The organism is Streptomyces sp. NPDC059679 (assembly GCF_042734105.1).
In the GTDB taxonomy this organism is placed as follows: domain Bacteria; phylum Actinomycetota; class Actinomycetes; order Streptomycetales; family Streptomycetaceae; genus Streptomyces.
In genome coordinates, this window is sequence record NZ_JBHWES010000039.1 from 72,023 (window position 1) to 87,887 (window position 15,865).

Below are 15,865 nucleotides of genomic sequence, written 5' to 3' on the forward strand. Positions count from 1 at the left end.
CGCTCCAACGCGCGGGCTTCCCTCGTCGCTGCTCGCTCCTCCGTCGCTGCGCGGCTCCTCAGTCCAGCCCGCACAGCGCGCCAAGACACGCTCACACCGGCGCTCATTGCACTCCGAGTTCCTTGTCGATGAAGTCGAGGACCTGGTCGGTCGTCGCGGCTTCGAGCCGTTCGGCCGCCGTGCCGCCGTTCCGGCTCGGGGCATGGGCCGCCTTCCAGGTGGCCAGCAGCGACTCCAGACGCGCGGTCACCGCGCCCGGGTCGGCCACTCCGGCCCCGCCGTTCACACCGGACGAGGCCAGTGCTGCCAGTGTCTCCTCCAAGCCGGTCAGCCCGCTGAGCACGGGCGCGTAGAGGTCCGGCGCCGTCGCCGCCGCCCCCTCCCCGGGGGCCAGTCGGGTGCGCAGATGCTCGGCCAGCGCGCCGGGCTCCGGGTAGTCGAAGATGACCGTGGCGGGCAGCCGCAGCCCGGTGGCGGCGGTGACGCGGTTGCGCAACTCGACCGCGGTCAGCGAGTCGAAGCCGAGTTCCTTGAACGCCGCGTCGGCCGGTACGGCCTCCGGGTCGGCGTGGCCGAGCACGGTCGCGGCGTGCCTGCGTACCAGGTCGGTGAGCAGGCGCCGCTGTTCGGCCGGGGCGAGCGCGCCCAATCGGGCCGCCCAGTCCCCGGGCTCCTCGGCCGCCGCCGCGGTCGGTCGCGCCGCCGCGCCGCCGGAGCGGGCGCCCGCCGCCTGGGCGTCGGCCGCCAGGGCGCGCAGTGGCGCGGGCAGGGCCGCGAGGGGCTGCGCGGCCAGCGCCCTGGTGTCAAGGTTCAGCGCGAGCAGCGCAGGGCGCCCGTGCCCGAGCGCCGCGTCGAACAGGTCGTGTCCCTGCTCGGTGCTGTTCGGGACGATGCCCTGCCGGGCGATCCGCGCCACATCGGCCTCGGTCAGACCTCCGGTGAGCCCGCTCGCGGCGGACCACAGGCCCCAGCTCACCGATACGCCCGGCAGGCCCTCGGCGTGCCGCCGCTCGACCAGGGCGTCGCAGTACGCGTTGGCGGCCGCGTAGTTGGCCTGCCCCGCGGTGCCGAGGGTCGACGCGAACGACGAGAACAGCACGAACATGCCCAGCGGCAGTCCGGCGGTCGCGTCGTGCAGACGGTCCGCCGCCGCGGCCTTGGCGGACCAGGCCGCCACCAGGCGCTCGTCGTCCTGTGACGGCAGCATCGCGTCGGCCACCACGCCCGCCGCGTGGACGACGCCGGTGAGCGGATGCGCCGGGTCCACGCCCGCGACCGCCTCGCCCAGGGCGGTGGCGTCCCCGACGTCCACCGCGGCCACCCGTACCCGCGCGCCCAGTTCGGTGAGCCGGGCCGTCAGCTCCTCGGCGCCCGGGGCGTCCGGGCCGCGCCGGCTGAGCAGCAGCAGATGCCGCACCCCGTGCGAGCGCACCAGGTGTTCGGCGATCAGACCGCCGAGGGTGCCGGTGCCGCCCGTGATGAGCACCGTGCCGTCCGGGTCGGGCGCGGGATCCACGTCCAGCACCAGCTTCCCGGTGTGCCGGGCCTGGCTGAGCTGCCGCAGCGCCTGCCTGGCCTGGCCGAGCCGCCACCCGGTGACGGGCAGGGGCGTGAACGCGCCGTCGGCGAACCGCTCGCCCAGGTCGGCCAGCAGCCGCCCGATGCGCTCCGGACCGGCGTCCGCGATCAGATCGAACGCCCGGTACGCCACGGAGTGCTCGCGCGCGACCTGGTCCGGATCGCGTACGTCGGTCTTGCCCATCTCGATCAGCCGCCCGCCGGGCGCGAGAAGCCTCAGCGAGGCGTCCGTGAACTCACCGGCCAGGCTGTTGAGGACGACATCGGCGCCCCGGCCGCCGGTCGCCGACGAGAACGCCGCTTCGAAGCCCAGATCCCGCGAGGACGCCCGGTGGACGGCGTCCACGCCCATGCCCTCCAGCACCGGGTGTTTCGCCGGGCTCGCCGTCGCGAACACCTCCGCGCCCAGGTGCCGGGCGACCTGGACGGCAGCCATGCCCACGCCACCGGCCGCACCGTGGATCACCACGGTCTCGCCGGAGCGCAGCCCGCCCAGCTCCACCAGGCCGTACCACGCGGTCAGGAAGGCCACCGGGGCCGCCGCGGCCTCCCGGAAACTCCAGCCGTCCGGCACCGGGGCGACCATCCGGGCGTCCGCCACCGCCACCGGGCCGAACGCGTCGTTGAACAGGCCCATCACACGGTCGCCGACGGCGACACCGGCCACCCCGTCGCCGACTTCGAGCACGACCCCCGCGCCCTCGCTGCCGATCGAGGCCGCGGCGTCCGGGTACATGTCCAGGGCGATCAGCGCATCGCGGAAGTTGAGCCCCGCGGCGCGTACGGCGATCCGCACCTGGCCGGGCGCGAGAGGAGCGGAGGCCCGGGGGCTGGGCACCGCCGTGAGATCGTCGGGGCCGGTCTTGCCCGCCACCACGTGCCAGGCCCGCTCGCCCGCCGGGGCCATCAGCTCCGGTTCGGCGTCCACCCGGGCCATCCGGGGCACCAACGCACGCCCGCCACGCAGCGCGAGCTGCGGCTCGTCCGTACGTACGGCCTCCAGGACGTCTTCGGTGCTGTCGGCGTCTGCGTCGATCAGCACGAAACGCCCCGGGTGTTCCGTCTGGGCGCTGCGCACCAGCCCCCACACCGCGGCGGCCGCGGGGTCCACCCGCTCCCGGTCACCGTCCCCGGTCCGTACTGCCGACCGCGTGACCACGGCAAGCCGCGCACCCTCGGCCCCGCTCCCGGCCAGCCACTCCTGAGCCAGCGTCAGCGTCCGGCGGGCGGTGGCCAGGCCGGTGTCCGCCCCTGCCGGGTCGCCGCCCGTCCGCACCGAGGCGATGACGACATCCGGTGCGGGGGCGCCGTCGGCCACGGCGCGGAACAGCGTGTCGAGGTCGGGGTAGCGGTCGGCGCCGGCCAAGTCCGGGGCGTCGTCGCCCAGCACCGCGAGCGTCGCGGGCGCCACCTCACCCGGCGTCTCTCCAGCCGGGGCGGACAGCGGCGGCAGCCATTCGACGGCGAACAGCCCGTGCGACCCCCGCACCCGGCTCGACGCGCGCAACTGCTGGACGCCCGTCTCGCGGAGCGCGACCGCGTCCGCGGTGAGTACCGGGGCGCCCGTGGCGTCGGCCAGCAGCACCCGCAGCCCCTCCGGCCGTGGCGACAGCCGGACGCGGAGCCGGGTGGCGCCCCCCGCCCACAGCCGCACCCCGCTCCAGGTGAACGGGAGCAGCACCGTTCCGGACGCCGCGTCCGCGTCCGTCGTGGCAGCGCGTTGACGGAGCTGACCGGCCAGCAGTACGGGCTGCATCGCCGCGTCGAGCAGGGCGGGATGGATATCGAAGCCGCTCGCCTGCTCCGCCGCCTCCTTGGGCAGCACCACCTCCGCGAGCGTGTCCTCGCCGTCGTGCCATACGTTCGCCAGGCCCCGGAAGAACGCGCCGTAGCCGTACCCCGCCGCCTCGGCCCGCTCGTAGAAGCCGTCGATCGCAGCAGGCCGCGCCCCTGGCGGTGGCCACACCCCGCCCAGACCGGTCGGCGGAACCGGCCCGGCCGTCGCCGCGCCGGGGAGCAGCGTGCCCGAGACATGGCAGACCCAGGTGTCCGGCGCGCCCGAGTCCTCCTCGGGCCGGTCGGGCCGGGAGTAGACCCGGACCGGACGGCGTCCGTCGCCCTCATCGGCGTCCACGACCACCTGGATCACCAGCCCGCCGGAGGCTGGAAGCGCGACCGGGACCTGGAGCGCCAACTCCTCGACGCCGTCGCAGCCGGCCTCGTCGGCCGCCCGCAGCACCCATTCGACCAGCACCGCGCCGGGCAGCAACGGCAGGTCGGCGACGAGGTGTTCGGCCAGCCAGCCGCCCCGCGCCGCCTCCGGCAGCCGCCCGGTGAGCACCAGGCTGCCGTCGGCCAGACGTACGGACACCGGGAGCAGAGCGTGTCCGACCGCGGTGAGCCCGGCGCCCGCGACATCGCCGGGACCGGACCGGCCACCGGCCGGCAGCCAGTACCGCTCCCGCTGGAAGGCATACGCCGGCAGTGGCACGGCCGCGGGCGCGGGCCCATCGGCGTACCAGCTCGCCCAGTCCACCGCCACGCCCGCGACATGCGCCTCGGCGAGCGCCCGGCACAGCCGCTCGGGGCCGCCCTCGTCCCGGCGGAGCGTGCCGACCGCCACGGCCGGTGCGTCCGCCGCCTCGAAGCACTCCTGAAGGCCGAGCAGCAGTACGGGATGCGCGCTGACCTCGATGAACACCCGGTAGTCCGCGTCGAGCAGCGCCTGGACCGCCTCGGCGAAACGCACCGGCTGCCGCAGATTGGTGAACCAGTAGCCGGCGTCGAGACCGGAGGGGTCCATACGGGTGCCGGTCACGGTCGAGTAGAACGCGGTGTCCGTGGCGGCGCCGGACACCCCGGCGAGTACGTCGGCCAACTCATCGCCGATGCGGTCCACTTGGGGGCCGTGCGAGGCGTAGTCCACATCGATCGCGCGGGCCCGCAGCCCGTCGGCGCGCACGGCGGCAACCAGCTTCTCGACCTGCTCGGGCGGCCCGGACACCACCGTGGACGACGGGCCGTTGACCGCCGCGACCGCCACGTCCGGCGCGTGTGCGGCGGTCAGCCGCTCCGTCGCCTCGACGCCGCAGCCCAGCGAGGCCATGGCGCCGTGTCCGGCCAGCGCCCGCAGCGCCCGCGCCCGCAGCGCCACCACGCGGGCGCCGTCCTCCAGCGTCATCGCACCCGCGACACACGCCGCCGCGATCTCGCCCTGCGAGTGGCCCACCACGGCGGACGGCCGTACGCCGTGTGCCTCCCACACCGCGGCCAGCGACACCATGACCGCCCACAGCACCGGCTGCACCACATCGACCCGGCCGATGTCCGCCGCGCCCTCCGCGCCGCGCAGCACATCGGTCAGCGACCAGTCGACATGCGCGGCCAGGGCCCGTTCGCACGCGGCGATACGCGCCGCGAAGACGGGGGAGGAGTCCAGCAGTTCCACGCCCATGCCCAGCCACTGCGACCCCTGCCCGGGGAACACCATGACCGGACCGGCGCCCACGTCCGCCGCCACCCCGCGCACCACCGCGGGGCCCGGCTCGTCGGCCGCGAGACCTTCGAGCGCGGCGAGGAGGTCCGACCGGTCGCGGCCCACCACGACGGCCCGGTGCTCGAACGCCGTGCGGCGCATCGCCAGCGACCAGCCCACGTCGGCGACGCCGTCGGCTGCCCGGTCCGTGGTCAGGAAGGTGCCCAGCCGTGCGGCCTGGTCCCGCAGCGCCGACTCCGTACGCCCCGAAACCGGCCAGGGCACCACGCCATGGAACGTAGCGCCATCATGCTTCCGGGCACCGGTGTCCGGGGCCTGTTCGAGGATCACATGCGCGTTGGTGCCGGACACCCCGAACGACGACACCGCCGCCCGGCGCGGCCGGTCGGTCACCGGCCAGTCGTACGGATCGGTCAGCAGCCGTACCGTGCCGGCGCTCCAGTCCACGTGGCGGGTCGGTTCGTCGATGTGCAGGGTCCTGGCCAGCTTGCCGTCCCGCAGCGCCATCACGGTGTTGATCGCGCCCGCGACCCCGGCCGCCGCGTGCGTATGGCCGATGTTCGACTTGATCGAGCCGAGGTACAGCGGCCGGTCCGCCGGGCGGTCCGCCCCGTACGTGGCGATCAGCGCCTCCGCCTCGATGGGGTCGCCCAGCCGGGTGCCCGTCCCGTGTGCCTCGACCATGTCCACGTCCGCGCCGGACAGCCCGGCCCTCGCCAACGCGTCCCGGATCACATTCTCCTGGGCGACGTCGTTGGGCGCGGTCAGCCCGTTGCTCGCACCGTCCTGGTTGATGGCCGAGCCCCGCAGGACGGCCAGCACCTCGTGGCCGTTGCGCCGCGCGTCGGACAGCCGCTCCAGCAGCAGGAGTCCGGCCCCCTCGGAGAAGCCGGTGCCGTCCGCGGCGGCGGCGAACGGCTTGCACCGGGCGTCGGGCGTCAGCGCCCGCTGCCGGCAGAACTCGGTGAACATCAGCGGCGTCGACAGCACCGTGACACCGCCCGCCAGCGCCAGGGAACACTCGCCCTGCCGCAGGGCCTGCCCCGCCAGATGGATGGCCACCATCGACGACGAGCACGCGGTGTCCACGGTGACCGCCGGGCCCTCGAAGCCGAACGTGTACGCGACGCGGCCGGAGATGACGCTGGTGAGGCTGCCCGTGGTGGCGTAGCCCTCGAAGCCCTCAGGGATCTGCGGCAGTCCGGAGATGTAGTCCTCGCTGGACACCCCCACATATACGCCGGTCCGGCTGGCACGCAGCGCGCCGGGCACCACCCCGGCGGACTCCAGCGCCTCCCACGACAGCTCGAGGAGCAGCCGCTGCTGCGGGTCCATCGCCAGCGCCTCGCGCGGGCTGATCCCGAAGAACCCCGCGTCGAACCGGTCGACGTCGTGCAGGAAGCCGCCCTGGCTGACATAGCTGGTGCCGAAGTGCGCCGGGTCCGGGTGGAACAGACCGTCCAGGTCCCAGCCGCGGTCGGTGGGGAAGTCGCCGATCGCGTCGCCGCCCGACAGGACGAGGTGGCGCAGGTCCTCGGGGGACCGCACCCCGCCGGGGAAACGGCAGGCCATGCCGACCACCGCGACCGGCTCCTGCTCGCCCTCCTCCAGCTCCCGCAGCCGGGTCCTGGCGTCATGCAGCTCGGTGGTGACCCGGCGCAGGTACTCGACCAGTTTCTCCTCGCTGACCATGTCGTCACCTGCCTTCAGTTGGAGGGGCGCGGACGCGCTTCGGAGAGCACGCCGAGCTCGTTGTCGATGAAGTCGAGGATTTCGTCGGCCGTGGCCGACGCGAGCTTGTCCGCCGCGTCGAGCGCCGTGCCGTTGCTGTTGCCGTTGTTCTCGGTGTTCTTTGCGGCGTTGTCTGCGTTGTTCGTGTCGTCGGGCGCGAGTTGCTGCTCGATACGGTGGGCCAGCGCCTCCGGCGTCGGGTGGCGGAAGACGACGGCGGCGGGCAGCCGCAGCCCGCCGGCCGCCACCAGCCGGTCGCGCAGCTCGACGGCGGTCACCGAGTCGAAGCCCAGCTCCTTGAACGAGGCGTCGGCCCGTACGGCCTTGGGGTCCGGCTGCCCGAGCACGGCGGCGGCGTGATCGCGCACCAGCTCCAGGACGGCGCGGCGCCGCTCGGCGGGCCCGAGGCCCACCAGCCGGCTCGCCCAGTCGCTGGTGCGGCCGGGCGCGGCGGCGGCGACCGGGCGGACCGGCGCCCGGCCGCCCGCGCCCGCACTCGCGCCGAGCGCGCGCAGCGCGGCCGGCAGCTCGTGGGCCGGGTGGGCGGCCAGGGCTCGGGTACGGATGTCGGCCGCCACCAGCCGCGGGCGGTCGGCGCGACAGGCGGCGCGCAGCAGCGCGAGCCCGCGGTCAGCGCCGAGGACCCCGGTCCAGCGCCCGCCGGATTCGGCGCCGCGATCACCATCGGCGGCGGCCCAGGGTCCGAACGCGACGGCCAGGCCGTGCAGTCCGGCACGGCGCCGTACGTCCATCACGGCCGCGCAGAACGCACCGGCCGCCACCCTTTCGGGGGCCACCGGGCCGTCCCAGACCGTTGCGGCGTCGGACAGGGTCACGAACCGGACGGACGGCAGTGCGGCGGTGGCCTGGTGCAGCGCCCGCACCGGGCCACTTGTCCCGATGTCGGCGGACAGCCCCGCGGCATGGATGACGCCGGTCAGCGGATGGTCGGGATCGATCTGCGCCACCACCCGTTCCAGCGCGGCGGTGTCACGAGGATCGACCGTGGCCACGCGCACCTGGGCGTCTTGCGTGTCGTACGTGTCGTCGGTGTCGTAGGTGCCGTCCGTGTCGTCGAAGCGGACCAGCAGCAGGTGCCGGACGCCCTCGGCGCGCATCAGATGCTCGACGACTGCTCCGGCGAGCGGGCCTCCGGCGTCCGTGACGAGGACCGTGCCCTCCGGGTCGAACGCCACGCCGCCCGGGGCTGCCACGGAACGCGCCAGGCGTGGCGCGAGCAGCGTGTCCCCGCGCAGCGCGACCGTCGGCTCGCCGAGCGCGACCGCCCGATCCGCCGCCGTGCCGATGTCGGTGTCGGTGTCGGCGTTCGCGTCCACGTCGACGAGGATGAAGCGGTCGGGGTGTTCCGCCTGGACACCGCGGGCATAGCCCCAGGCCGCCGCAGCGGCCATGTCCAGCGGCTCGCCCTCGGCGCCGCCCGCCGCGACCGCACCCCGAGTGACCACCGCGAGCCGGCTGCCCGTCAGCCGGGGCTCACCGACCCAGGCCCGCAGCGCCGCCGCCACGTCTCGTACGGCGGACAGGGCGGCGTCCTCGGGCGCGGCGCCGGGGTCGGCGGCCGGTGGCCGCCACACCACGACGGAGGGTGCGGTCGCACCCGCGTCCAGGGCGGTCAGCAGCGCCGGGAGGTCCGTACAGGTGTCCCGGCATCCGTCCGCGCCCGGCTCCGTCGGCGCCTCGCCCAGTACGGCCACACACCCGGCGTCGTCCTCGGCGCCGGACGGCTCCCGAGCCGCCACCGGTGTCCAGTCGAGGGCGAAGAGACCACCCGCCGCGGCCCCGCTCGCCTCACGCACCTGCCGTACGGTGCGCGGGCGCAGCACCACCGACGCCACGCTCAGCACGGGAGCCCCGGCCGGGTCGGACACCTCGATCCGCAACTCCCGTTCGTCCGTGGCATCCCCACCGTCCCCGCCCAGCGGCGACAGCCGGACCCGCGCGGCGCGCGCCCCGGTCGCCCACAGCCGGACGCCGCTCCACGCGAACGGCAGCCACAACCGGGCTTCTGGATGCGCTCCCTCGTCGTCCGGTTCGGCCAGCAGCGCGGGCTGCAACGCGGCATCCAGCAGCACCGGGTGCAGGCCGAACCCGGCCGCACCGTCGCCGCCTTCAACGCCTGCACCGCCGTCACCGGCCTCCTCGGGCAGCACCAAGTCGGCCACCAGGTCGGTGCCGTCCCGCCACAGCGCGGCCACACCCCGCAGCGCGGACCCGTAGCCGTAGCCGCGCCGCTCGGCCCGCTCGTACAGCTCGGCCGGGTCCAGCGGCTCGGAGCCCGCGGGCGGCCAGGGGACGGTTGCCGTCCCGGTGTCCGTCGGAGCCTGCGGGCTGCCCGGGACCAGCGACCCCACCGCGTGACAGGTCCAGCCCTCGCCCGCGCCCGCGTCGGCGGGCCGGGAGGAGATCCGTAGCTCACGGCGGCCCGACTCGTCCGGCGCCCCGACCGCGACCTGCGCCAGCACACCCGCGGACGGCCCGGACGGCCCGGACGCCCCAGAGGCGCCGGACAGCTCCAAGGGCGCGCGCAGCAGCAGTTCCTCCAGCGTCGCCCCGCCCGCCTCGTCGGCGGCCAGCAGCGCCCAGTCCACCAGGACCGCGCCGGGCACCAACTGGACGCCCGCCACGGTGTGCGCGCCCAGCCAGGCCGCGTCGCCGGGAAGCCGGCCGCTCAGCACCAGTCCGCCGTCGGCCAGTTCGACCGCCGAGGAGAGCAGGGCGTGCCCGGCCGGCCGGGTTCCGGCTCCGGCCGCGTGCCCCTCGCGGCGGCCGTGGTCCGGCGTCAGCCAGTACCGCCGCCGCTGGAACGGGTACGTGGGCAGCGCGACCGTACGCGGCCGGTGGCCTTCGTCGCCCGTATCACGCTCGTCGCCCGCATCACCTTCGCCGCCGACGAACCAGCGGCGCCAGTCGACCGCGAGCCCCGCCGCGAAGCCGTCCCCCAGGGCGCGCGCCACCTGCGCCGGGCCGCCTTGGTCCCGGCGCAGCGTCGGCACGGTGGCCGCCGCCACCTCGGCCTCCTCGAAGCACTCCCGTAGCGCGGGGATCAACACCGGATGCGGGCTGACCTCGATGAACACGCGGTACCCGTCGGCCAGCAGGGCGTCGATCGCCGATGCGAACCGCACCGGCTGACGCAGATTGGTGAACCAGTAGTCGGCGTCCAGCTCCTCCGTCGGCTGCCGGGCGCCGGTGACGGCGGAGTAGAACACCGCGTCCGAGGCACCGGGGGTGAGGTCGGCCAAGTCGGCGCGGATGGTGTCCGCGAGCCGGTCGACCTGCGGGCCGTGCGAGGCGTAGTCCACGTCGATCGTGCGGGCCCGGTGGCCCGCCGCCTCACAGGCCGCCACCACCGCGGCGACCTGGTCGATGGGCCCCGACACCACCGTGGAGTACGGTCCGTTGAACACCGCCACCGTCACCCGTGCCGCCGCCGCGCCCAGGTCCGCGAGGAAGCGCTCGGCCTCCTCGCCGCTCAGCGCGAGCGAGGCCATGGTGCCGTGGCCGGCGAGGGCGCGCAGGGCCTGGGAGCGCAGCGCCACGACCCTGGCGCCGTCCCGGAGCGACAGGCCCCCGGCGACGCACGCGGCGGCGATCTCGCCCTGTGAGTGTCCGACGACCGCGGTGGGCGTCACGCCGTAGCTCTCCCAGACGGCGGCGAGCGACACCATCACCGCCCACAGACACGGCTGGAGGACATCGACCCGGGACGGCTCGGGCGCGCCCGGCGCGCCGCGCAGCACGGCGGTGAGGGACCAGTCGACGAACTCGCCGAGCGCCGCCTCGCACGCGGCGATGCGGGCCGCGAAGACGGGGGAGGAGTCCAGCAGTTCCACGCCCATGCCACGCCACTGCGAACCCTGTCCGGGGAACACCATGACCGCGCCGGGGGCCGCCCCCGCCGAGACGGCGGCGGGCGTGGGGCCGTCGCCCAGCGCGCGCAGCCCGGCCAGCAGCTCGCCCCAGTCCGTACCGCTGACCACGGCTCGGTGGCGGTCCGCCGACCGCGTGGTGGCCAGCGACCACCCCACGTCGGCCGGGCAGACCGGGAAGGTGGGGGAGGCCGGGGAGCCCGGGGAGGCCAAGGAGTGCGGGGCGCCGGTGGCGACCCACTCGGCCAGGCGCCCGGCCTGGGCGCGCAGCGCGTCGGCGGTACGGGCCGACAGCACCCAGGGCACCACGCCGCCCGCGGCGGTGGGCTCTGGTTCGGACCGTGCCGGTTGTTGTGCGGCTTGTTCCAGGATGAGGTGGGCGTTGGTGCCGGAGATGCCGAAGGAGGAGACGGCGGCGCGGCGGGGGCGGTTGGCCCCGGGCCAGTCGATGGGCTCGCTGAGGAGCCTGACCGTGCCGTCGGACCAGTCGATATGCGGGCTGGGGGCGTCGATGTGGAGGCTGGCCGGGAGGCGGCCGTGGCGCAGGGCCATCACCATCTTGATGACGCCCGCGACGCCGGCGGCGGCTTGGGTGTGGCCGATGTTCGACTTGACGGACCCCAGCCACAGCGGCCGGTCGTCGGTGCGTTGTCCGCCGTACGTGGCCAGGAGGGCCTGGGCCTCGATGGGGTCGCCCAGCGTCGTGCCCGTGCCATGGGCCTCGACCGCGTCCACGTCCGCCGGGTCGAGGCGGGCGTTGGCCAGGGCCTGGCGGATGACACGTTGCTGCGAGGGGCCGTTGGGGGCCGACAGGCCGTTGCTCGCGCCGTCCTGGTTGACGGCGGAGCCGCGGATCACGGCGAGCACCTGGTGGCCGTTGCGGCGCGCGTCGGAGAGGCGTTCGAGCAGAACGAGCCCGGCGCCCTCGCTCCAACCGGTGCCGTCGGCGGCGGCCGCGAACGGCTTGCACCGCCCGTCCGGCGCCAGCCCGCGCTGCCGGGAGAAGGAGGTGAACATGCCCGGCGTGGCCATCACCGTCACGCCCCCCGCCAGCGCCAGATCGCATTCGCCCTGCCGCAGCGCCTGCGCGGCCAGATGCATCGCCACCAGCGACGACGAACACGCCGTGTCCACCGTGAGCGCCGGACCCTCCAGGCCGAAGGTGTACGCCACCCGGCCCGATGCCACGCTCGGCGTGGAGCCGGTCAGCAGGTGTCCGTCGAGCTCGGCGGTGGCCTCGTGCAGCCTCGGCCCGTAGTCCGCCGCCGTCGCCCCGACGTAGACGCCGGTCGCGCTGCCGGCCAGCGAGGCCGGGGGGATCCCGGCCCGCTCCAGCAGCTCCCAGGAGAGTTCGAGCAGAATGCGCTGCTGCGGATCCATGGCCAGCGCCTCGCGCGGGCTGATCCCGAAGAACTCCGCGTCGAAGTCCCCCGCCTCGTACAGAAAGCCGCCCCGGCCCGTCGCGCTGCCGCCGCTCCCGTCCGCTGCTCGGCCGAACAGCTCCGCCAGATCCCAGCCCCGGTCGCCGGGGAACTCGCCCACGGCGTCGACCCCTTCGTCCACCAGGCGCCACAGCGCCTCGCCCGAGTCGACCCCGCCGGGGTAGCGGCAGCTGACGGCCACTACGGCGACGGGGTCATCGGCCGTGGCCGTCCCGACCGCCGCCGTCGGGGCGGCGGTCGGCCGCCCCTCGTGCTCCGCGCGCAGCCACGCCGCCACGGCGTTGGGCGTCGGGTGGTCGAAGGTGAGGGTGGGGGGCAGTTCGGTGTCGGTGGCCGCGCTGAGGCGTTCGCTCAGCTCCGTCGCGGCCAGCGAGTCGAAGCCGAGCTGTTTGAAGGTCAGGGTCGGGTCGATGCCGTCGGGGCTGTTGTGTCCGAGTACGAGGGCGGCGTGGGTACGGACGAGCGCCAGCAGCTCGCCCGGGGAGGCCGGGGCCGGGCGGTCGGCCGAAGGCGTGGTGTCACTGGTCGGCACGGCATCGGCCGAAGGCGCGGCATCGGCTGGTGACGCGGCAACGGCCGGCGGCTCCGGGTCGGTTGCCGACCCGACCGCCGAGGTACCGGACCGCCCCGCACCCCGCTCGTCCAGCCCGTCGGGCCAGTGGCGTTCGCGCTGGAAGGCGTATGTCGGCAGGGGCACCCGCCGGGGCTCGTGGCCCGCGAAGGCGGCCGCCCAGTCGACGGCGACGCCCCTGACGTGCGCCTGGCCCATCGCCGACACAAAGCTCTGCGCCTCCGGCCGGCCGCGGCGCTGCACCGCGACCGCCACCGGGCGGGGCGCGTCGCCGGCCCACGCGGCGGCGCTCTCCCGCGCCATGCCGGTCAACGAGGCGTCGGGGCCGAGTTCGAGGAAGGTGTCGACCCCCGCGTCGCACAGGTGCCGTACGCCGGCGTCGAACCGTACGGCCTGTCGCGCATGGTCGGCCCAGTAGTCGGGCGAGCGCAGCTGGGCCTCGGTGGCGAGCTCGCCGGTGACATTGGATACGACGGGGATGGCGGGCGCGGCGAAGGTCAGCCCGGCCGCGACCGCGCGCAACTCCCCGAGGATGCCGCCCAGGTGCGGGGAGTGGAAGGCGTGGCTGACCTTGAGCACGGTGGCCTTGCGGCCCTGCGCCCGCCAGGCGGCGGTCGCCTCCGCGACGGCCTCGCGGTCGCCGGAGATCACCACGGAGGCGGGTGCGTTGACGGCCGCGAGGCCCACCCGTCCGCCGTACGCCTCCAGCGCCCGCCCCGCCTCCTCGGCGGTGGCCTGCCAGGCGGCCATCGCCCCAGGGGTGGTGATGGACTGCATGAGGCGGCCCCGGGCCGCCACCAGCGTGCAGGCGTCGGGCAGCGACAGCACCCCGGCCACATGCGCGGCCGTGATCTCGCCGACCGAGTGGCCCATCAAGTGGTCGGGTATCACGCCCCACGACGTCACCAGGCGGTAGAGGGCCACCTCGATGGCGAACAGCGCGGGCTGGGTGTACGCCGTCCGGTTCAGCGGCGGCTCGCCGTCCTGCGGGGCCTCGGCGAACATGAGGTCCAGCAGCGGGGTGTCGGTGTCGAGCAAGGGGTCCAGCCGCGCGCACACCTCGCGCAGCGCGTCGGCGAAGACCGGGTACGCCGCGTACAGCTCGCGGCCCATGCCGGGGCGCTGGCTGCCCTGGCCGCTGAACAGGAACGCGACCCGGCCCCCGCCCGCGCGGCCACGGATCACCCCCGCCGTCTGGGTCCCGGAGGCCAACGCGTCGAGGTGGCCGAGCAGTTCGTCTTCGCCCGTGCCCAGGACGACGGCTCGGTGCGGGAACGCCGTACGGGTCGTGGCGAGCGCGTGGCCGACGTCCACCGGGTGGAGCCCGGGGTGTGCGCGCAGGTGTTCGCACAGCGCGGCGGCCTGGGCCGTCAGCGCCGTCGGGCTCGCCGCCGAGACGGCCCAGGGCGTGACCGGCGGGGCCGTGCGCGCGGACACGTCCCCAGGCGCCGTGGGCCGGTCCGGCAGCACGGCCGGGGCAGCCGGGGCGGGCGGCTCGGCCAGGACGACATGGCAGTTGGTGCCGCCCATGCCGAAGGAGCTGACCCCGGCCGTGAGCCGCCGCCGCTCGTCGGGCCAGGGCTCGAACGCGGTCTGTACGCGCAGGCCGAGTTCGGCCAGCGAGATGTCGGGGTTCGGGGTGGCGAAGTTGAGACTCGGCGGAAGCCGCCGGTGGTGGATGCTCAGGGCTGTCTTCAGCAGGCCCGCGATACCGGCGGCTGCCTCCAGGTGGCCCACGTTGGTCTTGACCGAGCCGACCCGCAGCGGCGCGTCCACCGCGCGGCCCCGGTGGTCCCCATCGAACGCAGCATCGAACGCGGCACCGAACGCGGTGCCGACCTCGGCACCGAACGACGCGCCGAGGGCGGCACCGAGCGCGGCGGCCTCGATCGGGTCGCCGACCGGTGTGCCGGTGCCGTGCAGTTCGACGTACTGGAGTTCGCCGGGTGACACCGCGGCCCGCTGCCACGCCTGCCGCACCACATCCGTCTGGGCGTCGGCGCTCGGCCGGGTCAGGCCGTCGGTGGCGCCGTCGTTGTTGACCGCGCTGCCCTCGATCACGCAGTACACCGGGTCGCCGTCGGCGACGGCCGCGGCCAGCGGTTTGAGCAGCACCATCCCGCCGCCCTCGCCGCGTACGAACCCGTTGGCGCGCGCGTCGAAGGTGTAGCACCGGCCGTCCGGCGAGAGGCCCTGGAACTGGGCCTCGGCCATGCGCATGCTCTCCTCGGCCAAGATCAGGTTCACCCCGCCCGCGAGCGCCAGTTCGGCCTCACCCCGGCGCAGGCTCTCGCAGGCCAGGTGCACGGCGACGAGCCCGGAGGACTGGGCCGCGTCCACCGTGAGGCTCGGGCCGCGCAGGCCCAGGAGGTGGGAGATCCGGTTGGCGATGAGGCCGCGGTGCAGCCCCGCCATCGTGTGCCGGGTGATGGCGATGTCGTCGGGCCGGTGCGGGTGCCGGTGGAGGAGCGTGGCGTAGTCGTCCCACATCGCGCCGGTGAACACCGCGGTCCGGCGCTCCGCCAGGTTCTTGGGGCCGAGCCCCGCGTCCTCCATGGCCTCCCAGGCCAGTTCGAGCATCAGCCGCTGCTGCGGATCCATCGCCTTGGCCTCGCGTGGCGAGATGCCGAAGAATCCGGCGTCGAAGGTGTCGACGCGCTCCAGAAGTCCGGCGAAGTACGGCGGGGAACCGGGCTCGGCGGACAGGCGGTCGTACGGGACGGGCACGACGGCGTTCTCGCCCGCGCGCAGCAGGCGCCAGAACGCCTCGGGATCGGGTGCACCGGGCAGCCGGCAGGCCAGCCCCACGATCGCGACGGGAGACGTCGCCTGCTGCGCGTGGCTCGGGCTGCTCCCGGCCATGACACCCCCATACCTGAATCGCAAAACCGCTGGTTATGGCTTACGAGATGCCCCGAACATCGCTCATTCTCCGAATGATTTCTAAAGTTGATCTAACCGAGAATGTCTAGGGAGCGCCTTGTATACGCCGGGCGAAACTTGCCCTGACGACCCTTCGGATCGGACCGGTGACCTGCGGGGGACCGCGACCGAAACAGCAGGGTACGGCGATGGTCACCGGTCGATGAATCCTCATATGTGCCCATTTGGTTGTGGGTCTTTTGACCCTCACACTGGCGCGCGCCGCACGGTTAGG

The 15,865-nt window shown here is 75.1% G+C and carries 2 protein-coding genes; both read right to left on the bottom strand.

Going from position 1 to position 15,865, the window contains the following annotated elements:
* Nucleotides 1-103: 103 nt before the first annotated feature.
* Nucleotides 104-6,766 (bottom strand): SDR family NAD(P)-dependent oxidoreductase, encoded by a 6,663-nt coding sequence (locus ACFV2X_RS33180; protein WP_385623703.1) that lies wholly within the window; start codon nt 6,764-6,766, stop codon nt 104-106.
* Nucleotides 6,767-6,780: 14 nt separating this feature from the next.
* A complete protein-coding gene (locus ACFV2X_RS33185; protein ID WP_385623705.1) occupies nt 6,781-15,570 on the bottom strand; it encodes a type I polyketide synthase in 8,790 nt (2,929 codons plus the stop codon).
* Between the last annotated feature and the right edge of the window lie 295 nt (nt 15,571-15,865).

Bases quoted from the DNA above. Each gene is read 5' to 3' on its own strand.
- ACFV2X_RS33180 (WP_385623703.1), bottom strand. From the start codon at position 6,766: ATGGTCAGCGAGGAGAAACTGGTCGAGTACCTGCGCCGGGTCACCACC.
- ACFV2X_RS33185 (WP_385623705.1), bottom strand. From the start codon at position 15,570: ATGGCCGGGAGCAGCCCGAGCCACGCGCAGCAGGCGACGTCTCCCGTC.